The sequence below is a fragment of the Vulcanisaeta sp. JCM 16161 genome, assembly GCF_001316285.1.
On record NZ_BBDO01000005.1, the window covers coordinates 176,216 to 201,739 of the forward strand.

A 25,524-nucleotide genomic window follows, 5' to 3' on the forward strand; every position below is an offset into this window, starting at 1 on the left:
TCGGTGCCTAAGCCCTATCCTGAAGCTCAGGGTGTGTGGCAATCCTTATGATTCTCCAGCCCCTTAATTTCGCGAAGTCCGTGAGACCCCAATACTTAATCAACCTATCCGGTATTATATTTCCGGGCAATTTCAGCCCCCTCACAACCATGTCAATCAAATCATCGCTTATGCCACCCTCCTCAGCCAACTCCACCGAGACTACGATCTTCCCATTACTAAGTGTTAAAGCCCTTACGAAGTGGTGCGGCGCATCCATCATCATGCCGAGGTCATCAGGTTCGTTCCTATAGTGAGCCTGGACGTAAATGCCAAAGAATTGCCTAAGCTTATCCTCACTTTCCAGGAAAAACTCCCTGAGATTGGGTATTAGGTATTCGAATTCGTGCTTACTTATTAACTCATAATCCTCATCGGTTATCTTCGCGGGCTCAGCATCAAGTAATAAAGTATCAAACAACCACTGCTCCACCGGGTCATTTGGCGCGTACCTAATTGGTTCCTTGAGTTCGTACTCAACAACCTTCGTGTTCTTATCCTCACGCAAATACTTAAGGAACCTAAGACTAAAACCCCTACCTGCGCCCTCATAACCGTGTATTGTCGATGCGTATACAACCCTACTAAACCTCTCGTGTATTCCATAAAGCACGGGAAGCGGTATCATTGCAGCCTCATCAACAACCACGATATCCCTACCCTCCTCACTGAGCATGTCATAGGGCCTCACGTAATCTATGAAGATGGAGATGCCGACCTTAACCGAAACGACATCACCACCCCAGTAGCTCACGTCTACGTCGTAGTTCAATGCCTTGAGACCCTTTATCACGAACTCCATTAGTGTGGATACGTTGCTTGGGTTCATTGCCGTGACCGCGAACCTGGCCCTACCCTTAGCCTTCCTAAGCCTATGAGCAAGAGCCGCCAATGCCAAGCCAATGATTGCCGACTTACCCCTACCCCTATCTGCGATCAACACGACATTTACCTTCTTACCCTTCGGAGGTCTCTCCAGCAGTATCTCCATAGCCCTGAGAGCCTCAACCTGGTCCTGGGTCTTGGCCAGTTGGTATATTGCCTTTGAGAACCTAATCCTCTCAGGCATTACTATCTCCCTTGGCTTCCAGGCTGTGAGTCGCCGATGACCGGTTCCTTGATTAATTCATCATTATTAACATTAATTATTAACGCCTTACCCATACCCATTAACTTATTCCAAAACCTAATCTTCAGGAAATGCCTAACATCCTCAGGCCTGTACTGGGGAACCAATAGGCTTTGCTGAAACTTCGTTAATTGCCTAACCCACTCATCCAACGGCGGTACCATGAATATGTAAATACCGCCACCCCTAACAATACCCCCCAGCCTACCAACATCATTTGGCTTTAGGTCATTCATTAAGTCCAGGATCGCGAAATCTACAGTGGTGCCGAGGAGCTTATCCGTATCCTTATACGGCCTATAATCAATACTTGCGGAAACCCCCTCAATAAATTCCTTAAATTTGCCCATCCTTCTCTGTGCATCGGGATACTCGGGTTGATACATGTATAGTCCATGCGGCTCCTTAACAATTGATGAAAATACCCTGAGGACCTCGGCGGCATACTTGGCGAGTTTTTCCTCATCAGTACCTACGAGGACCACGAGCCTCCTATGGTTTGAGGATAAGCCTCCTTAACCAGGCCCTGCAGCAGCTCGGTCCAGCCCATATCCTCTGTACAACCCTACAACGCGAATTAGGGCTTATAAACATATGCGGGTAGTAATCATTGATGATTAGGCGCGTTGGTTCTGAGTAGTGATGAGTGACGGGCGAGAAGGATGACTCACCTCCTCGGGAATATTGACTTGCAGGGCACCTGACCCTTCCTAAGCATGCTCATGAATTCAACATACGAGTCATAGACATCCCTAATCCACGTATTAATACCCTTAAAGTACACGGGCTCCGTATTCAACAACTCGAGTAACTCATCAGCGCTTAGCTTATTTACGTAGTAACAGGGATCCTTAAGTAGTAATACCCTACGGTACTCCCTAGCCATAATCTCGGTCACCGGCGTCCCCACCTCATAATCGACATGCCTAATCAATGCCTCAACATCACTCAACGATATGTTATTCACGAAGCCCCTACGCTCCCACTCATCGATAACTGAGTAGAAGTACTTAACGAGATCCTCTAGGTATGGGCGCCCATTATTGAAGTACATGAGGACTATTGGGTGGTTGAGCCAACCAGTCCTGCCATCCCTAAGAATACCTAGCTTCCTAAATATTGCGAGTATCACCTGCTTAGTCTCAACCTCTGCTTACCAAGCCTTAAATCATCAAGAAACCTAGCCGACCTCCCATGGTCTATGTACGGTCTAAATACCTGCATTGATTACGTAATTACTGAATACCCTATTTTTAGCCCTTAAGGTAATAATTAATGAAGAAGGTAGTACTTAAAAATACGGTCTCTCCCTAAGGCACGTATGCTTATGAATAGTATCCAATTACATAGATACTACGTAAAAAAATGCATTAAAGGACCCATTAAATAATGGTGAATCGAACCAAGGTGATGAAGCATGATCCCAATACATAGCGACCCCGTATTAATAGCGTCATTAGCCTTACCCTTCATAGCCTCAGTAATAGCTGGGGCAATAGGTAAAAAAATTTAGTAAAGCAGCCATGATAATCACCTCGGTTTCTTTTGCACCACTTTTCGTATATGCATCATACCTACTAGCGCTCAGTAAAACTTACTTAATACCCCTTGGTTCCCTACCGAGACCAATAGGCATGATATATTTAATAAGTGACGGCCTTAGCAACGCCTTTGGCTTAGCAATAGCGCTTGTGGGGGTTGCACTAGAGATTGCCTCTTATCCATACATGAAGCATAGATTTCATGTTCTGGAACTACCTGAACAATTCGACGTATATTACCTACTCTTCACATTATGTGCTGCGAGCATGGAATTACTAATATACTCATACAACCTACTATTAATATATATAGCCCTTGAAGTATCATTAATAACGCCAGTCATACTAATCTATTACTATGGCTATGATACCCAGGGCAAATCAAGGCGCTGGATAGCACTTCTGTACTTCGTATATGGAATGCTAGCGAGCACATTATTCTTAATAGGCGCGGTCCTGGTAGCTTTGGAGAATAATACCATGGACCTCGCCACGATAAAGAACATATCACTCGTAGCATGGGCGCTGATGTTCATTGGGTTACTAATTAAGTTACCAAGCTTCGGTCCTCACGTGTGGATACCCTGGGTCCACGGTTCCCACCCAACACCAGTTGCAGCCCTGATATCGGGTCTCGTTGGTTTAATGGCTTACGTATTAGCAAGGATCTACATAATTTCTCCGTACTTCATTAATGAGTTTAGATTACCAATACTTATTTACGCCATAGTTGGTGGCATCATAATAAGCCTTGGCGTAATTAGGCATCAATATCATTATAAGTGGTTACTGGCGTATTCAACGGCGGCAAACTCCACATACCTACTAATAGGACTGGCATTGGGTTCTTACGGAATACTTGGATTAACAATGCATTATATATCACACTTATTCGGCAAAACAGTCCTCTTCATGACCGCTGCCTCAATAATTGTTTACTATGAGGAGTTTGATATAAGGAAGATGGGTGGGTTACAAACATACATGCCATCAGTCGGCGCGGCCGCAGTGCTTGGTTGGATGGCCCTCTCTGGAGTACTAACTCTATCGATGCTCGCCGAATTCTACCTATTTCTTGGCTTAGTGAATGTCATATTACCATCATACCCACTGTGGGTATTTATTGGTTTAGCCGTTGGTTTAGCCACAATATTCGTATTAACGGGATACTACGGATTTTGGACTCTGAAGCAGGTATTTTATGGACAACCTAGGGGTAATTATCATAGGGTTAATGTTGATCCTAAGCTCGTGATACCATTATACGTACTTGGACTAGCTGCAATAATACTTTTATTCCCACCAGCGTCAACGTATATCGTGCATTCAATATTAATGAGTATTAGTATGATAATGAGGTGATGAACATGTTCGAAACCTTACTTGGTGAACTAATGGGATTAATGCTATTATCGCCTATAATACTTGCTGCACCCATAGCTATCTATTGGTTATTTAACCAAGACCCAAGGAGGGCTAGACCGCTGGCCTACTTAGCAGTTACTGGCCTTGGAATCTCTGCAATAATAGCTACGTACATAGAGGTCGTATTCCCGTGGAAAATTATAGCTTATAATATACCATGGATGGCCTTACCAACCTCAGGTGGTGGTATTACCATATATGTGTCATTCGTAGTTAATTTCCTCAGTCGAAACATGGGCCTACTAACGGCTTGGTTAGCCTTCATAATCGGCATTTACAGCCTTGATTACCTAGCCAATGATTACAGGCTTGGTTGGTTCTGGTTCTTCTATAATCTCTTTGCCGCATCTATGTTACTCACGGTATATGCTAATGACTTATTGTTCATGTTCATTGGATGGGAAGGACTTGGTTTTAGTTCATGGGCATTAATAGGGCATTGGTACAAGGATGATGATGAGCTATCCTATGTTGGTAGATTTGGTGAGAAGTTAATTCTTGATAAACCGGCTTGGACAACGCCATCTTATGCAGCATATAGAGCTATAGCCACTATAAGGTTTGGTGACATGCCAATGCTCGGTGCAATAGCCGCAATAGGCATATTAGGTGGCTCCCTAATACTAACTCCAGTAAGTGGTGTTTCAGCCATAAACTGGTCTCATGTGATTTCAACACTCGGTATTGGCGGTACTGTTGCATTATTACTGGCATTCATGCTTGGCCCATACACCAAGAGCGCGCAGGTTCCGTTTAATGACTGGTTACTCACCGCAATGACAGGCCCTACCTCAGTCTCAGCATTACTACACTCAGCAACTATGGTTGCAGCTGGTGTCTACATATTTATGAGATTGACAGAGTCATTGTACATGGCTAGTGCGTTAACGAGTGCAGGTGTTGAAATAGTTTATTTAATAACCGTGTACATAGGGCTATTAACGGCATTGTTAGGGGCGCTGTTCGCGATAATGATTGATGAGAGGAAGGTTATCTTAGCAGGATCGACAATGTCCTCACTGGCTTTATGATGGGTGTGACCGCATTAACGCCATTCATACCTCAGGTGATTCATGTGGGTGAGTATATCGTGCCGTTGGCGGTATTAGTCGCGTTCTCATACTTAATAGTCCATGCCCTATCAAAGGCTACGTTATTCCTGGTAAGTGGGCACTTGATACATGTAACGCACACGAGGTTCAACATGGGCAATCTAGAGTTGGGTAGAAGGATGAAATTGGCCTTCTACGCAACATTAGCCGCAGCTATATCCCTTGGCGGCGTGCCGCCATTAGCTGGTTACTGGATTCATGCAGCAATGGATGAGGTGGCTATGGAGACTATATCAGTGGTTGGTTACGGCGCATACGTACTAATGCTATTGGCTAGCCTGGCCTATGTTGCCTTCCTGGCGAGGTTCACATCCCTAAACTTCATTAAGGGTGAGGCGCCGCACATTCATGAGGAGCATGGTAAGTATCCATTAATGGTGGCTGCCTATACAATTACGGGCACCACAGCATTAGCTGCCCTAGCAATACCCTTCGTATTAACTCCCTACGTATTTATTGAGGCAGGTGTAGATCCCGTGGTTATTGCCATAGGCATTGTTTTATGGGTAATTTTCGTAGTTGCACTGATGAAGCCTAGGGTTGGTAACTTAGGATTAATAACGAGGATTTTCGAGAGGAGGTATTATATACAAGCCTTTATGGATGTGGTTTTGGCAGGCTTAGGCTCCATACTAACGTTGGCCGCATTTTACATCTACAGGGGCATTGATATATTCTTCAACTTCATTATACCGGATGCAACGACTGCACTATCGAGGTACATAAGAACGATGCAGAGAGGCTACTTAAGGACTTACCTTGAGATGATTCTGGTTACGTTGGCCGTGGCGATACTGATAATATTAATAATAATTGCATTACTTTAAGGTTAAAGAACCTTAAATGATTACTTCTTCATTATTTGTTTTAGATATTCATTCTTAACATATAGTATCAATTTAGGTAAGTCAATGCCCATTGGACACACCTCCCTACAATTACCAGAATGCGTGCAAAGCATTGCGGCGGGGCCAGCCTCCATTATGCCTCTGGTCACCGCTGTCCATGGTATACCCATTGGTCCCGTATAAGGCGGCTTACCAAACCTCGGCCCTATTGCCCAGTAGGTTGGGCAGTGCATACTGCACCTGCCACACCTTATGCAGAGCAGTATTTCCCAAAGCACTGGATCCTTTGCGGCCTTTCTCCTCCCATTATCCACAAGGACCATGTGGAACTCCTTAGGTCCCTGGCAGGTGAGACTCTGTACATCTCAACATCAGCCGTGCTACTCGGCCCAGCGGTTAGGTTTACATAGGTTGGTGGGTAAAGCCCGGCGTATGCAGCCTGTACGAGGGTCTCGATCATCGCATGGTATAGAGTCGGTACTATCTTCTCAATGCCATCATAGACTATATGCACGGGGGGTAACACACTCGTCATCCTTATGTTACCCTCATTCTCAACAAGCAGTACAGCGCCCGTATCAGCCGCAATAGCGTTTGCGCCCGTAATACCCACATTGGCCTTAAGGAACTTCTCCCTGAGGAACTCCCTAGCCTCTGCGCAATGGCCACCGGGTCTGGTGGGACGTCTATCCCAAGTCTCTCCTTCATTACCTGGGCAATCCTCTCCTTGGTCATGTGCAGGGCAGGCGCCAGTATGTGGCTCGGCTCCTCATTGGCTATTTGCACCAGGAATTCGCCTAGGTCCGTCTCCCAAACCTCATTACCCAGCTTTTCCAGGTACGGTCTAAGCCCCGTCTCTGAGGCCACGTTATTCTTACTCATAACAATGACCTTACCATTACCAACTATTCTGCCCACTATTTCCTTAGCCTCATCAGGTGTCTCGGCCAGGTAAAACCTACCGCCTATCCTCTCAACAGATTTCTTTGTTAAGTCTATGTAGTAATCAAAGTTCCTAATTACCTCCTCCTTAGCCTTCCTAAGCTCCTTAGCTAGGTCCAACAGGTATGGATGCCTTTTTAGTATGTCGAAAACCGATGGTATGTTTGATGCCTTAGCCCTACCTATGGCTACGTCCCAATTCGGTGGTGCCAGGGACTCCATATAATTATCGCTGGTTATCATATATTTAAATGTGAAATCTAACAGCATGCATTACTTACCGTACTTTAAATGCCACAGTCTCATAACGTCATCCTCAATAAACCCATGAACCTCTCCCAACACCCTCCCATTACTGAGTAGGTCAATACCTGGCTCGCCATTTATAGTCTCACCAATCACCGAATAATTAATGCCTAACCTATCCAATCTACTTATAGCAACCTGCGCCTTCTCCCTCGGAACAGTGGCTATCAACATGCCAGAGCTCAGGGATTTAAGCGGATCAATGCCCAGCACGTTGAATATCTGGCTTGTCTCTGGCAATATCGGTATCTTATCCACGTTAATTCTCAATCGCACATTGCTAGCTTCAGCAACCTCAAGTAATCCCTGAAGTAAACCGCCCTCCGTTGGGTCGTGCATCGAGGTCACAACATCGGCAAGCTCGAGTGCCTCCCTAACAACGCTAATCTCCCTTAACAAACCTCTCGATCTATCAATAACCTCCCTAGAAACACCCCTACTCATTAGCTCATCTTCAAAATCACTGGCTAATACTGCCGTTCCCTCCAAGGCCACGTATTTAGTCACGAGTACTAAATCGCCTGGCCTGCGCCCGACGTGGTTACGTAATGATTCCCAATGCCTATGGCCGTGGTTGACGCAATAACCCTATCAAGGCCTGGCGTATACTCAGTATGACCACCAATCAGTGAACCGCCCAACTCGGTGAGTGCTTTATTAACGTCGGTCATTATCGTCCTAATACCGTCTTCACCAACATCGCGCGGCAGTAATAGGGTCAGGAGAAACCACCTCGGCTTAATACCCCTAACCGCTATGTCGTTTGCCACGATATTTATCGCCAACCAACCAATGCCCTCAACAGCGCCCGTTATCGGGTCTGTATGCACCGCCAAGTACTTATCACCAACCCTAACTATCGCCGCATCCTCACCAACCCTAGGCCCAATAATTACGTCATCGTCCTTGACACCCAAGTTCGTAAAAATAACCCTCCTCAAAAATTCATTACTAAGTTTAACCATTACTTAAGGCTCGCATTTAAGGTCATTTAAGTGTTCAGGTTAAGGTAAGGTTAATATAGATAACCAACGTATTAACTAGGTATGGTGACACCACGTGAAATATATGAAAGATCCCTTGAGGCTCTTAAGGTTATTAAGGAGGCCCAGGCTAAGGGTCTCATACATAGAACACCATTAATAAGGTCTGAGACCTTAAGTAATATAGCTGGTGCAAATATCTGGTTGAAGTTGGAGGCTCTCCAAAAAACAGGATCATTTAAGGTTAGGGGCGCCTATTTTGCAATTAGCAATATCGTTAATAAGCTCGGTGTTAAGCACGTGATTACGGCATCCGCGGGAAACCACGCACAAGGTGTCGCATACTCGGCGAGTCTCGTTGGTATTAAGGCGACGGTGGTCATGCCCCAGTACACGCCATGGATTAAGATAGCCAGGACCAAGAGGTATGGAGCTGATGTTATCCTTCACGGTGAATCCTACAGTGAGGCTGAGGAATACGCAACTAAGTTGGCTAGGGATTTAGGTGCGTATTACGTCCATGCGTACAATGACCCCGACGTGATAGCTGGACAGGGTACGATAGGCTTTGAGATACTCGAGGATCTTAAGGATGTTGACTACGTAATAGTACCTGTCGGTGGTGGTGGACTAATATCAGGAATAGCCTCTGTAATAAAGACGGTGAACCCTAAGGCGAAGGTCATTGGTGTTCAATCGGATGGCGCTCCAGGAGCGTACTTAAGCCTAAAGAGTGGCAGGATAGTTACGATAGAGAAGGTGGACACGATAGCTGATGGTATAGCCGTTAAGAAGATTGGTGATTTAACGTTTAAACTAATGAGTGAGTTACTTGATGATATAGTGTTGGTTAATGATCTTGAAATTTCCAAGGCCATATTAATAATAGCGGAAAGCGTTAAGGTAATCGCCGAAGGCGCAGGCGCGGTTGCAGTTGCTGCATTAATGAGTGGTAAGGTTAAGGTTAGTGGTAATGTTGTGGCTGTGGTTAGTGGTGGTAATATAGATATGAATATGTTATTTAGGGTAATAAGCAAGGCCCTGGCCTTAGAGGGTAGGATTGTGAAGATAAGTGGCTTATTGCCGGATAGGCCTGGAATGCTTGGTAAGGTGACATCGGCATTAGGCGAGCTGGGGGTTAACATACTCGATGTTTTTCATGAGAGGTTTGACCCAACAATAACGCCAGGTTATGCTGAAGTATCATTCATTGTGGAATTGCCTCCTGAGGAGGATGCCGCGAATAAGGTGATTAAGAGACTTAGGGAGCTTGGCTTCAATTTCAGTATTGAGAAGCCGTAATGCTTTAAAGTACGTAGCTCTATTCCCTAATAATGCCCAGGACAGTAGTATTCACGGAGAGGGCGCCCAAACCAATAGGTCCTTACTCACAGGCTGTGAAGGTCGGTAATACATTATTTGTTAGCGGTCAAATACCCATTGATCCATCTACAGGGCAATTAGTTAAGGGTGGTGTTAAGGAGCAGACCGAGAGGGTTCTCGAGAATATTAAGGCCATTCTAGAGACCGCTGGATACTCACTGGGTGACGTGGCCTGGGTTTTCGTGGCACTTAAAGACCTAAGTAGGTTCTCGGAGTTTAATGAGGTTTATTCAAGGTACTTTAAGGAGAATCCACCTGCACGCATCACCGTTGAGGTAAGCAACTTACCCGGTGGCGCCCTGGTGGAGATATCTGTTATAGCCATTAAGGATTAGGTGGATTTAGATTAAATCACAATTATCATGATTTATACGCTATTCTTATTAATGGCTTGGTAATTAACTGGCGTTGCTTGGCAAGTAACCTAGTGATTAGGTTTAATAGGGATTATGTAACGGTCTCCGAAATAGCCCAGCAACTATACTGCGAGTATAAATTGCATCTATCAATAATTGAGGGCAAGGTTCAAACGCCAGCCATGGAAATGGGAATAATAATACACGATGAGGTATTCAGGGGAAGGAGGGTTAATGAGGAGGAGTTCGTGAATGCCGTTAGGAATAACGAGGTTGTGATCGCAACATTACCATTAATTGCCAATATAGGTGGAGTTAATATAATCGGTATACCGGATGCCGTGGTATTCGTAAAGGGTTTTGCCAAGGCAGTCATTGAATTGAAAACAAGTAATAGGTGGTTAGATAGATTATTTGATAGTGAGTACGTACAGGCGCAGTTATATGCGTACTTAATTAACAAACTGGGCCTGGGCATTGATCCTCTCGTCATGGTAGTGAAGGTAAAGCGTGATGTGGGCATTACGGAGAGGCTGCGCAGGAACATATTCTCCACCGCAATTAAGTACTTAATGAATGCCGTGGAATTACCTGCCAAGGTTAGGTTCAGGGACTTCACAATATATATCAATGGGTTTGATAGATCAATAGAAATGCACCTTAGGTGGGCCCTTGATTATTGGTTAATGCGTAGGGAACCCAGGGCCGTTCCATCGTTTGGCAAGTGCGCCGTGTGCGAGTTTAATGATAGGTGCCCATTTAGTTTATAACCCTAGTACGGTGAACGCCTAATGAATTACTTCACTCCTCAGTAACTTCGTTGTACCTTTGGACTCGTTTCAGGTTCATGCGCCTCAGCATTGACAAGACCTGGTCAATGTATTTATTCACCTCACCTTCACTCAGCCTCTATCCTTAATTATCACATCCATAACCTTGGCATAGCTCTTGTACTCCTCATTTAATTTTCTCCAGGGTATACCCTTCAAAGAATTCATCAACTCCTCATTAATTGGCAATAACCTCTTAACCATTAGGAATGAAATTATTGGATAACCAACATAACCCCTATGTACTGTTCCATTATCTGTACTATCAACCTCCCTCCTAGATACATCCACATAGACCTTATACACCTCGTACCATCTGAGGACCTAACCACAGCCTCCTTATCATTAATTACCTCAACCCTACCATCGGCGAGTGCTCCAAGGGCCTCAAGGACCTTAATCCTGGGTGGCATTCTTAAATATGTGGAACTCACATAATTAATTATATCACCCTTATTTTTAAGTCATTTTAATAATCTGATTAAAGTTAAATGGCATAACAGCACTGGAGCTTTAGCATGGGGTTTAAGGAGACGAAGACCATTGATCAGGTACTTAATGAGGCCATTAAGTACATCAGGCATGTACCCAGGGTAATCGAGGTAAACTTAAGTGAGGCACTTAATAAGTACATTGCCGAGGATGTAACGGCAAGGTTTGATGTACCTGGATTTAACAGGTCGGCCGTTGATGGATATGCCGTGAGGAGCGCGGACACATTTGGCGCATCACCAACGAACCCAATAATGCTTAGGGTTATTGGCTTTATGGCCGTTGGTGATGAGCCAGGTAAGTACTCACTAAACCCAGGTGAGGCTGTCGAGATAAGCACAGGTGCGCCATTACCCATTAATGCGGATGCCGTGGTTATGTATGAAGATACACGTAGGTCCGGCGATTACGTTGAGGTGCTAAGGCCCGTACCACCCATGGGCAATGTATCAAGGAAGGGGGAGGATGTTAGGGCAAATGAGGTAATGTATAGGAAGGGTATGAAGATACTTCCTTGGGATTTAGGCGTGTTAGCATCAATGGGTATTTATAGGGTTAGGGTATTCTCACCGAGAGTTGCGATAATAAGTACGGGCAATGAGCTTATAGAGGTAACGGATGTACCAACTAGTGGACCACCACCCGGTAAGGTAATTAATAGTTCCAGGTTCGTGATTGAGGGGTTGCTTAAATCCCTTGGTTGTGAGCCCAATTACTTAGGTATCGTGGGTGATAATGAGGATGAGATAGCAAAGGTCGTAAGCGACGCCCTTAAGGATTATGACGCGGTCATTACGACGGGCGGCGTGTCTGTGGGTAAGGTTGATTACACTATAAGGGCCGTGTCGAGATTAAACCCTGAGTATTTAAATCATGGTCTTTCAATCAGCCTGGAAGGCCTAATAGCATTGCTGTGGTTAGCGGTAAGCCGGTATTCATGCTTAGCGGCTTTCCCGTGGCCGCGGCCACGGGGTTTGACGTGTTAGTACGACCCATATTGCTTCACATGATGGGCGCTATTGATGATCCTAAGCCGGTCGTTAAGGGCGTATTAACTAGGAGGGTTTCAACGCCCGTTAATACCAGGTCCTCGTTAGGGTTAGGGCTTACCTAGGGAGGGATGGTAAGGTATATGTTGAGCCATTGGCGTTGACGGGTAGTGGCATACTCAGTACTTTAGTTAGGGGTAATGGTATCCTCGTAGTGCCTGAGAATAGGGAGGGTTTTGATGAGGGTGATGAGGTTGAGGTCGTGTTAATAAGGTCGTTATTCATGGAAGGTCCGTAATAAAGATAACTTTTTAACCTACCCATTTAGTCCTTCCTCTTAGAGACGATGTCATCTTCTATTCCTGAATATTTGAGGCAGTCAGTTAAGGTTAAGGAGACGGTTGATGGGGTAGAGATTAACTCATTTAAGGTGCCACCGCACAAGTTCTTTGTTAATGAGGAAATAACATACCTAACATTACCCCTCAATGTCGATGATAAGGTAATCATAAATAAGATAAATGAGTTAAAGCTTGGGAGAAAGACTATCGAGAAATTATACGCGATAAGGCTGGATACAGAGCCGTGGCAGTACAGCGAACTTGAGCTACCAGACCTACTTAATAATGAGGTTGATGGCACGTCAATGGAGGGTAAGGGTAACGTCGTATACTCAGCCTATATTCACGTGAATGGCATTAAAAACTTCCTTAAAATAATAGCGTTTAAGTACGTAAGTTATGTGGAAGTGGACATAGTAAGGCTTGCCGGTTATAAGGGCATTGTTAGGTACCTCATACACTTCTAGAGTAAGTAAGTGAGATATTACGAGGTTAGTATTGTACGTCCTCAGCCTGAGGATTTAAATCAATGTTAAATGCCATGCCGAACCTCCTCTTTGTCTGAACCCTCAATTTATTTACAGCCGCCATGGCGTACTCAAGGAATTGATCCTCACCAAAATCAGCATACTCATGAGCAAGCCAAAGCAACTTATTATAATGTATTGGGTCCCTATACATATTCATTAGTAAATTTATGTGGTCATTAATGTCAACCTTATCATAAAATAGTTTCCAGGGAACTCCCTGATTAAACATTGGCCAGTCATAGTACGGAATCTCCACAGTAAGTGGTGTATCACTTTCATGGAATTTAACGTACATCATCACTATTCTTGGGAAGTTCATTAATACCCTCCTGACCCTATTCAATTCATCATTTATATCCAGGTTCCCATAATCATCAACAGCCCTCAATCCCTCACTATCCTCAATTCTATCCCTGATGAACCTCAGGAGGTTGTCCAATTGAATTAATGATTTATGGTTTAGGTACGCATCCATGGCTCCAATTAACAACTTCCTAGTCACGCCGACCCTGATACCCTGCATCTTCGCTAACTCCTCAAGAAGCATAACATCAGATATTGACTGACTAAGGGCGGTCCTAATGCCAATCCTTATCAAGTCCCTATGAGCGCCATTGTAACTCCGTGCCAACTCTATTAACTTACTCCTATAATTCCTGATCCAGACAATGCTATACCAATCAATACCCCTATTAAGTATGTCAAGCAACTCCTTACTGACATTAATAAATGGCACGTCGCTGAGTATTATCTCCTTAAGAGCCTTAAACAATATGTAGTCCTTAAAGATCTTCAACTTTGAGTCCTTAGCCACAAAAACCACATTAACATTAAGCTCCCTGGCCCTATCAAGCACATTGTATAGGCTCTCCAAAGTCCTTATGACCTCGGGCACGTAGTAAAGATCCAGGAAACCCTTCGTTAGTATTAACTCATGTATTAACGCAGTAATCTTAGCGTACAAACTACCATCTAGTAATAGGAAATCATATTTACCACTCTCCATTGCTCTCAACGCAACCTCACTCTCTATATATGACAGTAACACCCATTTAATGGCTGGCGTGAATACGGGAACCCAATTAACAATGACATCCCTTATTGGTTGCTCACCGATATTATTAACCGCGATAGCCCTCGCAATAACAATGGCACTCCCATCCCTAAGCTCAAGCTCCCTAACACCTCCATCAACCGCCGTCACCCTAACATCGCTGGACTTATTAGTTGTTAGGAGTGGTTTCCAGAGATCCTTAACATCACCTGCATCAACTATCTTACTTAATATACCATGCATTGCATTGGCTTTCCTTAATCCATGGTCACTACTCAGCTCCATTAATCGCCTATAATAAATATCATAGAATATGTCAGCCACTGAGCCATTAATGGCTCAACGCTATAATAGTTTTCGCTTACCCAAGTACTGCTGGGTTCAGCGTTAGTTTTAGAGCACTATGCAGTAGGTAAATATTTATTAATAAGGTCTGTGCGGGGCACCTGGTAATTAATTATGAATTTAAAGTACGTGGCAGTTGCCGTGGTTGTAATAGCCGTGGCAATAATAGGCGTAGTTCTTGCATTGCGTATGTTTTATAAGCCAATGGGGCCTACGTTCAATGAGTTATTCGCATATGCAAGTAATAATACTTATACGGCCAATTATAATTATTACATCTACTCGAACATAGCTGGGCAGGTAAGTACTGAGGATTACCTCTTCACGTATAGTCAGAGGGGCTTACGGATAGTACATAGTCGTCACAACAACGAGCGCTCCACAAATGAGTCTATACATAGTAACTACCAAATTAAGTAATGGCACCATAATACAATGCATAGCCGAGCCCCTATACGCGGGTTGTTCCTCCACCAACCAAACATTCAATTTAGTATACTTAGCACTCCCCATAGTTAATGCATCATCATTTACATTAATTGGTGAACAGAAAATACTTGGTTACAACGCCTACTGCTACGTATCGAGGAACACGACAATGCTGGGTAACGTGATGCCCAGTGCCGTACAGGCAGGCCTTGGTTCGGTACCCGTAAACGTAACGAGTGAGGTGTGCATGACGCAGGATGGCGTACCACTCCTAATAAGGCTGAGCGTGTTCACCACACTGAGTATAAGTGGGTATTCAGCGCCAATAAATATAACCCAGTCATTGCAAGCCATTAATGTTGAGGACGGCACTTACCTTAGTGGTAACGCCACGGCATTACTTAAGTCTCTAGGCGTTAATGAGACAGGATGAAAAATTTAATGCGAGGCGCCATTAGTTTAAAAATAGGTGTTTATTAATCGTGATGCCGTGAACACGTCTAATGTGGAAATATTCATACACCCAACATGCAGTACCTGCCATACATTAATTAAGCTATTAAAGCAGTGGGGCTACCTGGATAAGGTTAAGGTAGTGGATACGTCTAAAGACCCGTACACGGCAATGGAGAGGGGGGTTAGGTCTGTGCCGAGTATATTCATCAACGGCGAGTTGGTGTTTGCCGGCATAGTCGATTTCAAGAGGCTTAAGGCAATACTTGATGGTGAGTACACAGGTAATAAGTTCGAGGGCGACCTGAAGGAACTTGAGGAGAGATTCTTTAGGGGTGTCCTTGATAGTGTTGCGACTGCGCTGTGGTTATACGTTAATGAGGACTGCAATGCCTTCCTCAGGGATAGGGATTTCACGATGGCAATAATGAACATATCCATATATAGTAATCGTGATGAGGTCTACAATGAGCTACGCAAGTACTTAAGCAATCCAAGCACGTGTAGGGATGCCATAAAGAGTAGGGAGGATAGGTTCCTAACGGTGATAACAAAGAACTTCGCTAGGGAGGTATTCTGGTTGCATAACAAGTTCCTGGGTTGGAACGAGGTCTCGAAGGTATATAGTAAGGAGGTCATTGCCCACTGGATGATTATACGAAGCGCCCTTGGTAGGGTTGGCCTTAGGGCATACCCAATTAGTAATGAGAGGTTTAGGGAGAAGGTTGAGAGGGTTTATGACTTCATGAGTCGGAACTTTGATGAGTACATGAGGCAGGTCGTTGAAGAGCAAACAAAAATATTCAGCGATTCGGAGTATGTTGAGGTTATTGATAATGTGATGAAAAGCATAAAGGGCACCTAACCCAAATTTATAGGAGCAATGGATAGGGTAGTAATACTTGACGGCTATACCGACGAACCCGCTGGACTTGGAGTACCGCCTTACCTAGATGTTTATCCACGCTATATTGCCGGGGCTGTGTGGAGTGTCGATAAGTCAATAGATGTTAAGTACTTCACCATAGACAAAGTCAGGGCTAACTGGGCGGAATTCATTAAGATCGCCAACGAAGCCCGTATACTCATTGTTGTGGCAGGCATTGTAACGCCGGGCAAGTACCTCGGTGGTGAGCCGATAAGGCTTGAGGAAATTGAGAGGATTGCGAACATGGTTACTGGACCCATAAAGATCCTTGGTGGTCCAGTGGCTCGGTTCGGCTATGGTTCGGCGGGCGGCACAGTGGCAATTCCAAGGAGTAGGTTTCGGAGGTATTACGACCTAGTGGTTACGGGTGACGTGGACCTGGTGGTCTATGAGTTGCTGAGGAATAATTACCAATTATCGAAGGTCTCGCCAGCCTGGTACACATTGACTATGGATTAATCAACAAATTCGCAGTGCTGGGCTCACGCATAGTTACGCAGCATCCTAATTACGGTAGGAACCTAATCATTGAGCTTGAGACCTATAAGTCCTGCCCAAGGTATATCTCGGGTGGTTGTTCCTTTTGCGCTACGGTTAGGTACGGCCCGGTTAAGTATAGGGATGCTAAGGCCATTGTTGCGGAGGTTGAGGCATTATATAGTATTGGGGTTAGGCACTTCAGGCTTGGTAGGCAGGCCGACTTCTACACTTACATGGCTCACGACACAGGTAAGCTGGAATTTCCAAGGCCTAACCCAGGGGCTATTGAGGAATTACTCGTTGGCATTAGGAACGTGGCACCTGAATTGGAGACCCTGCACATCGACAATGTTAATCCAGGCACCATTTATCACTGGCCCAGGGAGAGTATTGAGGTTACGAAGATATTGATGAAGTACCACACGCCCGGTGACGTGGCTGCAATGGGTATAGAGACTGCTGACCCTAGGGTTGTCAAATTGAATACCTAAAGGTGATGCCTGATGAGGCTTACTTCGCGGTTAAGACGATTAGTGAGTTGGGTAGGGTTAGGGGGTGGAATGGAATGCCTGAGTTACTTCCTGGCATTAACTTTATCATTGGCTTGCCCGGCGAGACCAAGGAGACCTTTAGGCTAAACATTGAATTCTTAAGGAGGTTGCTTAATGATGATGTTTGGGTTAGGAGGGTTAACATTAGGCAGGTCCTTGTGCTACCACCGACACCGCTGTGGAATCAAGCCGATGAGATTAGGCAATTACTGAAGGTTCACAGGAAGTACTTCCTAGCCTTCAAGTACTGGGTTAGGAGGTATTTCGACCATGAGATGCTCAGGAGGGTTGTGCCAAAGGGCACAATACTAAGGAGGGTATTCACAGAGGCTCATTATGGAAATGGGACATACGCAAGGCAGGTAGGTTCATATCCGCTGTTAATTTACATACCCGCCAAGATAGAGCTTGGAAGGTGGATCGACGTTGCCGTGTCTGAGCATGGCTTTAGATCAGTGATAGGCGTGCCATACCCAGTGAATGTTAATGAGGCGCCAAAACGATTACTTAAGTATGTCCCAACATGAGCAGGGACGTACTTAATAGGATAATTGCCTCAAGGCCTATACGAAGTTATGAGCAGTTAAGGAGCATAGTTAATAACAATTACGAATTAAGTAAATACTTAACATTATGAGTATTTCTATTAATTTTTATTTTTATTTTTATTTTTATCATTCAATAAATATAAACGCCTTAAAATTAAGGTAAAATTAAGAAATGCGTGAGGAGACAGAGCAATGGTTGAAGGAGGCAATTAAGGAGCTTGAATTAGCACGGCATCTTCTTGAAATGGGTTACCTTAATTATGCGGCATTCCACTCGCACCAAGCCGCGGAGAAGGCTTTGAAAGCATTAATAATCGAGAAGCTAAGGGTATTACCGCCAAGGACCCATAATTTATTAGAATTAGCTGATAGGTTAAGGAGCAGCGGTGTACTTATTGATGAGGTATTTGATGATTTAAGGGACTTAAATCCTCATTATCTGGTTTCTCGCTATCCTGATGCCGCCAATGGAGTGCAAGCGAGGTTTACTCAAGGAGGGAGGCTGAACATTGCGTTGAGGCCGCCTCTCGGGTGGTTGAATGGGTGAGGAAATCATTAATGAATTAAGGAAATACGTCAGATGCTTGGTCGAGCATGGTTACAGGATAAACTCAGCCGTATTATTTGGGTCACGTGCGAGGGGTGACTGGCTAATTAATAGTGACGTTGACCTACTAATCATAATACCAGGTTCGGAGAAGAGTTTCCTTGATAGGGTACGTGACTTCATGGCCTGTTGGGACTTAGGGCTAGCCCTTGAGGTATTTCCATACACGCTTGATGAGGTTAAGAGACTAATGAATAGAGGCTCGATCTCGCTGTATGATGCCCTGGACTACGGTATTGTGATATATGATGATGGGACCTTTGAGAAATTGAGAGAAATCTTCAAGAGGGCGATCAACGAGGGTATAATAAGGAGGGTGAATGGTTGGTGGACAATACCTGAGAAACCATTAATGGAGTAGATAAGAACGAGTATTTTAAGTGAACAGCCAGAACAAAAAAAAGCTCGCCAAAATGGTAGAATGGTGATTCGCATGAGCTCTCTACCAAACTGGAGGGTAGGTGCAGCGGTAGTAACGATGGTGCTAGCCTTGGCCATGGCCATTGTATTGATAATATATGGAACAAACCCAATAAGTATTTACAATTCATTAACATCGACCTACTCCTTCAGCGTTATCGCGAACTTCAGTAATGGAAATATCAACCAAACAATGATGCAGGAAATGATAAAGAACACGTTTAGCAGCGCCCTGAGGGGGTTCATTACTTTAGCCAAACCACCATACCCAATAATTAATGTCAAGCCCTTTGAAAATACACTAGTCACGTTCCAATTACCCAACGGCTATGAATATAAATACGCATCAATTATAGTTCATGAGGGCGGGCTATACGTGTACTTATGGAATAATGCTAACGACTATAAGCTGTATGCCGTTGTAAGACGCCCGATGGCCAGTGTGAAGGTGGAAATTATCTATCCACGTGAAGGGAACTTCACGCCAGTGGGCATATTCAAGATTGAGAAGTTCATGGTACCATTGCCTGGCTTAAGCAGCGCTAATGACCCAGAGGTGTATTTTGAGCAATACTCAGCGGTTTGGTACATCGGCGGTGCCGTTGCCGCTAACACCACTGCCGCTGGCTGGTTCTTCATAAACCCTGGAGTGTCTGTTGAGAGTATAATAGACGATGGAAACGCGCAGCCAGGCTTTGGGTATGCGTTATGCACAACAAATGCGCCAGGGACTAATTATGGCGTTGGTTCAATCGCTGCCCAGACTCAAACCGACGCGGGCTACGCATTTTATGATTGTGGGATTACCGTTGTATTAAGTAATTGGCCCTGGGTTGGTATGGACGCTTACGGCCATGTTTATTACCCAACGTCATTCCCTGGCGCTAAGTCCGTGGAGGCGGCATGTATATGCGCCGGTGCGTCATTCTACTTTGAGTTACCGCCGCCCTTACCTGGAGAGGGGTAATCATTATTACTCTACATTGTTGTTAAAAACGTTGTTACGGACTTTTAAGGCACTTCAAACGTAATGCTTTCATAATTACCAACCTTAAGGCCCTTCCTCACGATTAGCCTCAGGATGTTTCCACCACCCATTACCGAGCCCTCCCCAGCAAATTCATACTCAATAATCCTGAAACCCGGCGGGAAGAGCCAGACAATCTCATAATCATACTCGGCAACCTCCTCCTCATAATAATCCTCATACTTGTTAATACCTTTCCTTAAATTGCCCTTGAAGTATATGTAAAACTCTAGGTAGGGCCTATCAAAGGAGCCCCTAAAGCCGAGACTAATATCAATAACCCTGGCCCTAACGATCTCGCCATTAATCTTAATAGTCTCCTCATCCAGGAAGCCCTGCATATTCCCCATGACAGTCCTCAACTCATTAAGCAATCCCTCCCTATTCCTCAGTAGGTCCCTGTAGTAATGATCCTTATCCAGGTACTCAAAAATGAGGTTCTCCCACACACCGCCATCAACCCCCATCGTGAATATGCCCTCGGCATGTATTGGCACCGGCTCGCTCATTAAGGGTTAAGATGCGTTTAGATTCAAAAGTGTTGCTTGAGGGCATGATAGGTTTATTAAGGATTTGTTAGTAATGGTTATTGTGGATGAGCTTATTTATGTAATTGGTCTGTTGGTTACGATAATAGCCTACCTGGCCTCATTCACGTATTGGCTGGGTAGGAAGTTTGAGGGCATTGATTGGAGGTTTAGGGATTTGGAGGAGAAATTGAGCAATAGGATTAAGGAGGTAGAGACTAGGGTAGTGGGCTTGGAGAATAGGATGAATAATTTAGAGAGTGGGCTTAAGTCAGCGGTTGTTAATGTTAATTCACTCCTTATTGAGTACATGGGGCTTAAGGGCTTGTTCTCGCAGGATGAGGTTAGGGTATTGACTAACGAGGTTAGTAGGGTTATTGGTATGGTTAGGGCTAACCCAATTAGTAAGGAGGAGCTCGAGTTCATCAAGTCCGTGTTCTCCAAGGACCCTGAACAGATGAGCATTGAGGAGCTTGAGAGGGTTATCGAGATTGCAAAGCGTTGGTGGTGGGAGGACAACTCCGAAATAGCCTTCAAGGTATTTCAAGTGGCCAGCATAGTGAGGGCATACAAACTATACGGAAGGAAGAAGCAACAATGATGAGAACACATATTTACTTAATCGATTAGTTAGAACGACCTTAGCTTACCAAAAGAGGATAGGATACATGGAAGTGGAGTTTCATAAATTTAAGTACTGAAACTACGTACGTATTAGTACCCTCGGACATTTAGCAGCTGGATCCCTCGAAACCTGGTGGATGGCCGCCCCTGTACGAGACTATTAACGCCACGGCCGGCGTCGCAAATATCGGCGACCCCTCGTCTGGTAATTACATATGTAATTACATGCCTCCGATCGGCGTCACGGTCGATGTATACACTACAAACGTAGTAGTCCTTCAGGCGAACACCTAGGTTTTATATTAAATTAAGTTTATTTCGTTTACAAATATAGATTAAATATAAATTTTATATGATAGGCTCGTAGAATCCTACGCTATATTATTTAGTTTATCAATGTATTACATGTCATAAATCTTACAATAGATCGAGCCGATATATATATATTAGTTAAATTTGAGTTACCTATGCCAAAGATAATGAAAAGAGGAATAATGTATTTAGTGCCCATCCTCGTCATGATCTCCGTAATATCCCTAATGGTACGTTACTTAGTATGGGCATACCCACTACACCGTACATGACAGTAACGGTCTTAACCCCGCAAAACAGGACCGTGGCAAACGCGTACGTCCAGGTCTTCGCGTTACTACCACCTGGTCATAGGAGGTCATTGATGGAGGTTTGGAATGGCACTACCAACTCGCTTGGGCAGGCCTACGTGCCGTTAAGCAATATAGCCCCAATAGCCAGGGAGTGGGTTGAGGAGGCTTCGGTAATGCCGGTGTTGGTCTGGAGGTGGTAGTGACCTATGTTAATGGGACGACGCTATACTCGAGATTCTACTTCATAACGTATAACCCCAAGGACCTACTCAACACGGCATCATTGGCAATACCATTCCTAAACTATAGGACCATAAGTATAAGGCTTGAAAGGCTAGGAAGCATCAATATAAACAACGGGATAACCTTAAACATACCAACACCACCAGGACCGCCAGGCTACCCATTCTGCCAGTGGAATCTCGTTTGGAGTATGCAGACGAACACAACGTATATACCGCTCATATTTGCCGTGGACCAATACACCAGCAACACAAACTTTGACGGTACTGTTAACGCTGGTGTTGCGCAATCGCAATCAACAACGCTATACTTCTACGCATCAGTTGCCACAGAAACCACAGAACTCATATATGAAATTGGTGGCCAATCATTCTATCAATCCTTTAGTTATAGTTACACCGGTGATGGGTTCAATTATGAGTGGCCTATAGCCGCTGTTTATGTACAGGGTACACTGGGCACGGCAGAGTTTGTGGACTCATGTAACTCTAATTATCATGCCTATGAGGCCTACGTACAAAGCGCAAATTTAAATGCGCTCTATACGACGCATGAGGTCGGTACGCAATACGTGAGTAATGCGTTGAATACTCTGAACCAATACGTAGGTATAGTTACAGTACCCTTCGATGAGTTTGATCTATCATCCTCTGGACAGGAATATGAGTATAGTTATCTATACATGCAGGAGTACTCACAGGACTATCCATTCCTCTACGCAATACCTGTCGGTGCCATAATTGACCTACTAGATCCTGAGCTCATACCATTCAGTCTAGGTATAGAGGCCTCGCTGTTTGCTGAGGTGCAGACGCAGTGACGAGCGTTACATATAGCCTTATTGCGATTATCGATAATCAAAATACGTTTATTTATGGCGATTTATTAGGGATTGGCGCTAATGTCCAGTATCAGTATAACGGTCAAACCTTCTACCCAGTACTGAGCGGCTTCTACGTCGAGCCGCCGGGTAGTTACTCCACATCGACAAACATCGTTGCCTGGGGTCCCAGCAGTGTTTCGGCGCCCGAGTGCTTACCTCCGCCGACAATTACCTACGATATAAATGTCTATATCGATAATTCCCCACTGCTGGTGCCTGGAGGTACGATTACGTATTACGTTTATAACGAGGTTAATGGGCAATTGGTCACCTCGGGCACCATTAATGCGCCCTTCCACCAAACGGCTCAGTTAAGTATATCATTATCGCCGGGTCAGTACGAAATTGAGTTTTACTATAATGGTTATACGACGCAGAGTGGTACAATTACGTTCTATTCCTCGGGACCCGCGATTGTGTATACTAACGTGCAGGCAACACCCTGTTAATTGATAAGTGGGCAATTGAATTTTAAAGGGTTAAAATCATGCTATATGTAGTGATTCTATGTAGTTCGTTACTCCCGTTAGTATCATCCCTATGGCGAGCGCGGCTATTATCAGGCTCATGAACCTGCCAAGGACCTTAAGCGTGTTACTACCCAACCTCTTCAATAGTGGTTGTGAGAACCTAATCACCACGTACGTGAATGCCGAGCTCAGGAGCGCCGCTACTATAACCTCGTAAATGGGGTATAGTGCCGAGAATAGTATTAACTCCGTGATCGTGCCCGGCCCAACAAGTAACGGCGTCACTATTGGCACTAGCACGAACTCCTCGGGCTCCTTAACGGCACCAACAGCCCTGGGACCGCCGGCCATTAGGGTTTCCATGGCAATGCCCATGAGGAGTACGCCGCCTGCTATTCTAAAGGCGTCTAGGTTTACGCCGAAGGCCTGTAGTATGTACCTGCCGCCGACCGCGAATATCACCATTAGTAGGGGTACGCTAATACCGACTAGTTGGTAGACCCTCCTTAGTTGTTCCTGTTCCATGTTTATTATGTATATAGATAGTGTTGGTATTGCACCTATTGGGTTGAGTATTGCTATTAATTGACCCGTCATGTTTAGAATGTCTATTAGGCTCCAGGCACTGTTAATTAACGCGTAATAACTATAATAACCTTTCACTCAATTATTGATTATCATCACATGCTCAGTGGGGGGCAAGTGGCTCATTGATCACCGGTAATATTAATGCATAAAAAAACCTACTTATAGTCCTTACGGTGTTAAGTGGTTGGTGATGATGAATTGGGAACCGACCAGTGACGATGGGTATCCTAACTGATTAAGGTCATTCAGCAAGGATAGCATTCTTCATTTTTATCAAGCCGGTCCGTACTCATCATTTAAGGGCAAGACCTACTTCTCACCGTATTTCTTCCTTAAAATCTTTGCGGCCTCGGTCATTGAACGCACCTTGGCAAAGGCTATCCTCCTCTCAAACTTCCTGTACATGCCAGGTGCAAAACCACAGTCTGGGTTTAGCCACACCCTACTTGGATCGAGGACCTTTAGAACTCTCTCAACTCTCTGCACGACGATTTGCGGATCCTCAACCTGCGGATTTCTAACATCAATAACCCCAAGCCCAAGCTCCTTATCGCTGCAGATCCTTCGCAAAGACTGCCGGGTCACCACTGCCTGGCTTGCGTACTCAAGTACGTACTGCCTAACCTTTATATCATAGACCTCGGGCGCGAGTCTCTCAAAGCCTATGCCGTAGAATGGTGAGTCTGGGTTTGGCCATCTATCCATGTGCATCCCTATCCTCACGCCATCGATTCCCTTAATAGTCTCGTTTATTAGGTCCCTGGCTAGATAGAGTTCATTCTTGAAGCCCCTGTACTTCTGCCCGTGTATTGCCTCAATGACCTTCCTATACCTGTCCGGCTCGTTCTCCTTGGCCTCGACTAAGTCGCCGAGCATGGGTTCATCAAGTTGTATGAAGTCTACGCCAGCGTCCCTGAGCCTAATTATTTCCTGCCTAAGCACCTTTATGTAGTCCTGGGCAAGGTCCTCAGGCTGTGGGTATACCTGCTTGAGTACTTTGCGTCCCAGGTCTCCCACATGATTAGGTATGGGCTTGGTAACGTGACCTTAATCCTCTTACTAGTGACTGACCTGGTGAACCTGAACTCGTCAAGGGCTATCACGGCATCCCTAATCTGCTCAACAGCCACGGCCCTCCAGTAGGTTAGTTGCGCCTTGTATTGTTTCATTATTTCTATTGCTCTTGGATTTATATCAGTAACGTAGATCAGCTTAAAGCCAGGTATCTTCTGGCCAACGAACGCCACGAAGCTAGTCCTCCTCTGCTCCCCATCAGTTATAACATCCAGACCAGCCAACTCCTCCTCCTTAACGGTCAGCTTAACAGCGTCATCAAGGTATTCATCAAGCTCCTCCTTGCTTATTTCACCCCTATTGAATTTATCGAAGGCTTCTATTAACCATTTAGGCCTTGGAAAACTACCAACCACTGATGTTATGAAGGTTTCCTCGGGCATTATCAGTTGGCTCTAGAGTTTATTTATAAATTATTTCCT

23 protein-coding genes and 7 pseudogenes are annotated in these 25,524 nt (G+C 44.7%); 18 read left to right on the forward strand and 12 right to left on the reverse strand.

The features are described from left to right. Positions 1-7 precede the first annotated feature (7 nt). The 3 genes and pseudogenes from JCM16161_RS16985 to JCM16161_RS07905 all read right to left on the reverse strand — a co-directional run bounded on the left by JCM16161_RS16985 (position 8) and on the right by JCM16161_RS07905 (position 2,392). Entirely contained in the window at positions 8-1,108 is a 1,101-nt protein-coding gene (locus JCM16161_RS16985; RefSeq protein WP_243670796.1) for a GNAT family N-acetyltransferase, read from the reverse strand. 2 nt (positions 1,109-1,110) lie between these two features. Continuing rightward, positions 1,111-1,653, reverse strand: coding sequence for a DUF1726 domain-containing protein (locus tag JCM16161_RS16990; RefSeq protein ID WP_243670804.1), 543 nt, complete (start codon positions 1,651-1,653; stop codon positions 1,111-1,113). Positions 1,654-1,835: 182 nt separating this feature from the next. Then, positions 1,836-2,392: pseudogene (locus JCM16161_RS07905) on the reverse strand (pyrimidine dimer DNA glycosylase). Positions 2,393-2,691: 299 nt separating this feature from the next. Between JCM16161_RS07905 and JCM16161_RS07910 the strand changes: the two are divergent. Then, the gene (locus JCM16161_RS07910) at positions 2,692-4,071 is read left to right on the forward strand and encodes a complex I subunit 5 family protein (protein ID WP_243670807.1); all 1,380 of its coding nucleotides are present in this window, start codon (positions 2,692-2,694) and stop codon (positions 4,069-4,071) included. Between the two features lie 449 nt (positions 4,072-4,520). Next, positions 4,521-6,073 (forward strand): annotated as a pseudogene (locus tag JCM16161_RS07915) (NADH-quinone oxidoreductase subunit L). Between the two features lie 20 nt (positions 6,074-6,093). Here the strand turns inward: JCM16161_RS07915 and JCM16161_RS16995 are convergent. From JCM16161_RS16995 to JCM16161_RS17005, 4 genes and pseudogenes are all read right to left on the reverse strand, one after another. Further along, positions 6,094-6,372: a 4Fe-4S dicluster domain-containing protein gene (locus JCM16161_RS16995; protein WP_243670914.1), complete on the reverse strand. Its 279-nt coding sequence runs from the start codon at positions 6,370-6,372 to the stop codon at positions 6,094-6,096. Continuing rightward, positions 6,345-7,258, reverse strand: a pseudogene (locus JCM16161_RS07920) (LUD domain-containing protein). Before JCM16161_RS07920 ends, JCM16161_RS16995 begins: the two are co-directional and overlap by 28 nt. Positions 7,259-7,309: 51 nt before the next feature. Continuing rightward, a complete protein-coding gene (locus JCM16161_RS17000; RefSeq protein WP_243670815.1) occupies positions 7,310-7,837 on the reverse strand; it encodes an AIR synthase-related protein in 528 nt (175 codons plus the stop codon). Between the two features lie 17 nt (positions 7,838-7,854). Next, on the reverse strand, positions 7,855-8,283 hold the full coding sequence (locus JCM16161_RS17005; RefSeq protein WP_243670823.1) for an AIR synthase related protein: 429 nt from the start codon (positions 8,281-8,283) through the stop codon (positions 7,855-7,857). Positions 8,284-8,388: 105 nt separating this feature from the next. Between JCM16161_RS17005 and ilvA the strand changes: the two genes are divergently transcribed. The 3 genes from ilvA to JCM16161_RS07940 all read left to right on the forward strand — a co-directional run bounded on the left by ilvA (position 8,389) and on the right by JCM16161_RS07940 (position 10,834). Beyond that, positions 8,389-9,627, forward strand: coding sequence for a threonine ammonia-lyase (ilvA, locus tag JCM16161_RS07930; protein WP_054855516.1), 1,239 nt, complete (start codon positions 8,389-8,391; stop codon positions 9,625-9,627). A 32-nt stretch (positions 9,628-9,659) separates the two neighbouring features. Beyond that, positions 9,660-10,043: a RidA family protein gene (locus tag JCM16161_RS07935; RefSeq protein ID WP_054855517.1), complete on the forward strand. Its 384-nt coding sequence runs from the start codon at positions 9,660-9,662 to the stop codon at positions 10,041-10,043. A gap of 77 nt (positions 10,044-10,120) precedes the next feature. Then, the gene (locus JCM16161_RS07940) at positions 10,121-10,834 is read left to right on the forward strand and encodes a hypothetical protein (RefSeq protein ID WP_054855518.1); all 714 of its coding nucleotides are present in this window, start codon (positions 10,121-10,123) and stop codon (positions 10,832-10,834) included. A 31-nt stretch (positions 10,835-10,865) separates the two neighbouring features. On the opposite strand, the pseudogene JCM16161_RS07945 reads toward JCM16161_RS07940, so the two are convergent. Continuing rightward, positions 10,866-11,328 (reverse strand): annotated as a pseudogene (locus JCM16161_RS07945) (hypothetical protein). A gap of 84 nt (positions 11,329-11,412) precedes the next feature. On the opposite strand from JCM16161_RS07945, the pseudogene JCM16161_RS07950 reads away from it, so the two are divergent. Together JCM16161_RS07950 and JCM16161_RS07955 are read left to right on the forward strand one after the other, a co-directional pair. Further along, a pseudogene (locus JCM16161_RS07950) lies at positions 11,413-12,673 on the forward strand (molybdopterin molybdotransferase MoeA). 72 nt (positions 12,674-12,745) lie between these two features. Next, complete coding sequence (locus tag JCM16161_RS07955) at positions 12,746-13,183, forward strand: hypothetical protein (RefSeq protein ID WP_243670831.1); 438 nt, start codon at positions 12,746-12,748, stop codon at positions 13,181-13,183. Between the two features lie 25 nt (positions 13,184-13,208). Here the strand turns inward: JCM16161_RS07955 and JCM16161_RS07960 are convergent, their stop codons facing one another. After that, positions 13,209-14,624, reverse strand: coding sequence for a DNA double-strand break repair nuclease NurA (locus JCM16161_RS07960; RefSeq protein WP_054855520.1), 1,416 nt, complete (start codon positions 14,622-14,624; stop codon positions 13,209-13,211). Positions 14,625-14,759: 135 nt separating this feature from the next. Here JCM16161_RS07960 and JCM16161_RS07965 point away from each other — a divergent pair, with 135 nt between their 5' ends. The 7 genes and pseudogenes from JCM16161_RS07965 to JCM16161_RS07995 all read left to right on the forward strand — a co-directional run bounded on the left by JCM16161_RS07965 (position 14,760) and on the right by JCM16161_RS07995 (position 20,028). Then, positions 14,760-15,065: a hypothetical protein gene (locus JCM16161_RS07965; RefSeq protein ID WP_054855521.1), complete on the forward strand. Its 306-nt coding sequence runs from the start codon at positions 14,760-14,762 to the stop codon at positions 15,063-15,065. Next, positions 15,031-15,507 (forward strand): hypothetical protein, encoded by a 477-nt coding sequence (locus JCM16161_RS07970; protein WP_054855522.1) that lies wholly within the window; start codon positions 15,031-15,033, stop codon positions 15,505-15,507. Before JCM16161_RS07965 ends, JCM16161_RS07970 begins: the two co-directional genes overlap by 35 nt. 57 nt (positions 15,508-15,564) lie before the next feature. Continuing rightward, positions 15,565-16,392, forward strand: coding sequence for a thioredoxin family protein (locus JCM16161_RS07975; RefSeq protein WP_054855566.1), 828 nt, complete (start codon positions 15,565-15,567; stop codon positions 16,390-16,392). An 18-nt stretch (positions 16,393-16,410) separates the two neighbouring features. Next, positions 16,411-18,123 (forward strand): annotated as a pseudogene (locus JCM16161_RS07980) (radical SAM protein). An 83-nt stretch (positions 18,124-18,206) separates the two neighbouring features. Then, a complete protein-coding gene (locus tag JCM16161_RS07985; protein WP_243670856.1) occupies positions 18,207-18,581 on the forward strand; it encodes a HEPN domain-containing protein in 375 nt (124 codons plus the stop codon). Then, complete coding sequence (locus JCM16161_RS07990) at positions 18,574-19,002, forward strand: nucleotidyltransferase domain-containing protein (protein ID WP_243670857.1); 429 nt, start codon at positions 18,574-18,576, stop codon at positions 19,000-19,002. Before JCM16161_RS07985 ends, JCM16161_RS07990 begins: the two co-directional genes overlap by 8 nt. Positions 19,003-19,074: 72 nt before the next feature. Next, positions 19,075-20,028 (forward strand): hypothetical protein, encoded by a 954-nt coding sequence (locus JCM16161_RS07995; protein WP_243670859.1) that lies wholly within the window; start codon positions 19,075-19,077, stop codon positions 20,026-20,028. A 44-nt stretch (positions 20,029-20,072) separates the two neighbouring features. Here JCM16161_RS07995 and JCM16161_RS08000 read toward each other — a convergent pair whose 3' ends face one another. Next, positions 20,073-20,597, reverse strand: coding sequence for a hypothetical protein (locus JCM16161_RS08000; RefSeq protein ID WP_054855525.1), 525 nt, complete (start codon positions 20,595-20,597; stop codon positions 20,073-20,075). Positions 20,598-20,670: 73 nt separating this feature from the next. On the opposite strand from JCM16161_RS08000, the gene JCM16161_RS08005 reads away from it, so the two are divergent. The 4 genes from JCM16161_RS08005 (at position 20,671) to JCM16161_RS08020 (ending at position 23,419) form a co-directional block, all read left to right on the forward strand. Further along, positions 20,671-21,216: a hypothetical protein gene (locus tag JCM16161_RS08005; RefSeq protein ID WP_243670860.1), complete on the forward strand. Its 546-nt coding sequence runs from the start codon at positions 20,671-20,673 to the stop codon at positions 21,214-21,216. A gap of 579 nt (positions 21,217-21,795) precedes the next feature. After that, positions 21,796-22,044: a hypothetical protein gene (locus JCM16161_RS08010; RefSeq protein ID WP_243670862.1), complete on the forward strand. Its 249-nt coding sequence runs from the start codon at positions 21,796-21,798 to the stop codon at positions 22,042-22,044. Beyond that, positions 22,038-22,907, forward strand: coding sequence for a hypothetical protein (locus JCM16161_RS08015; RefSeq protein ID WP_054855527.1), 870 nt, complete (start codon positions 22,038-22,040; stop codon positions 22,905-22,907). Before JCM16161_RS08010 ends, JCM16161_RS08015 begins: the two co-directional genes overlap by 7 nt. Continuing rightward, the gene (locus JCM16161_RS08020) at positions 22,904-23,419 is read left to right on the forward strand and encodes a hypothetical protein (RefSeq protein ID WP_054855528.1); all 516 of its coding nucleotides are present in this window, start codon (positions 22,904-22,906) and stop codon (positions 23,417-23,419) included. Before JCM16161_RS08015 ends, JCM16161_RS08020 begins: the two co-directional genes overlap by 4 nt. 36 nt (positions 23,420-23,455) lie before the next feature. Here JCM16161_RS08020 and JCM16161_RS08025 read toward each other — a convergent pair whose 3' ends face one another. Beyond that, positions 23,456-24,037, reverse strand: a complete 582-nt coding sequence (locus JCM16161_RS08025; protein ID WP_054855568.1) for a MarC family protein — start codon at positions 24,035-24,037, stop codon at positions 23,456-23,458. 300 nt (positions 24,038-24,337) lie between these two features. Continuing rightward, positions 24,338-25,485, reverse strand: a pseudogene (locus tag JCM16161_RS08030) (cobalamin-independent methionine synthase II family protein). Positions 25,486-25,524 lie beyond the last annotated feature (39 nt).

Bases quoted from the DNA above. Each gene is read 5' to 3' on its own strand.
- JCM16161_RS07990 (WP_243670857.1), top strand. From the start codon at position 18,574: ATGGGTGAGGAAATCATTAATGAATTAAGGAAATACGTCAGATGCTTG.
- JCM16161_RS07995 (WP_243670859.1), top strand. From the start codon at position 19,075: ATGAGCTCTCTACCAAACTGGAGGGTAGGTGCAGCGGTAGTAACGATG.
- JCM16161_RS08005 (WP_243670860.1), top strand. From the start codon at position 20,671: ATGGTTATTGTGGATGAGCTTATTTATGTAATTGGTCTGTTGGTTACG.
- JCM16161_RS07910 (WP_243670807.1), top strand. From the start codon at position 2,692: ATGATAATCACCTCGGTTTCTTTTGCACCACTTTTCGTATATGCATCA.
- JCM16161_RS07965 (WP_054855521.1), top strand. From the start codon at position 14,760: ATGAATTTAAAGTACGTGGCAGTTGCCGTGGTTGTAATAGCCGTGGCA.
- JCM16161_RS08010 (WP_243670862.1), top strand. From the start codon at position 21,796: ATGGGCATACCCACTACACCGTACATGACAGTAACGGTCTTAACCCCG.
- JCM16161_RS07935 (WP_054855517.1), top strand. From the start codon at position 9,660: ATGCCCAGGACAGTAGTATTCACGGAGAGGGCGCCCAAACCAATAGGT.
- JCM16161_RS16985 (WP_243670796.1), bottom strand. From the start codon at position 1,108: ATGCCTGAGAGGATTAGGTTCTCAAAGGCAATATACCAACTGGCCAAG.
- JCM16161_RS07970 (WP_054855522.1), top strand. From the start codon at position 15,031: ATGAGTCTATACATAGTAACTACCAAATTAAGTAATGGCACCATAATA.
- JCM16161_RS08025 (WP_054855568.1), bottom strand. From the start codon at position 24,037: ATGACGGGTCAATTAATAGCAATACTCAACCCAATAGGTGCAATACCA.
- JCM16161_RS07985 (WP_243670856.1), top strand. From the start codon at position 18,207: ATGCGTGAGGAGACAGAGCAATGGTTGAAGGAGGCAATTAAGGAGCTT.
- ilvA (WP_054855516.1), top strand. From the start codon at position 8,389: ATGGTGACACCACGTGAAATATATGAAAGATCCCTTGAGGCTCTTAAG.
- JCM16161_RS08000 (WP_054855525.1), bottom strand. From the start codon at position 20,597: ATGAGCGAGCCGGTGCCAATACATGCCGAGGGCATATTCACGATGGGG.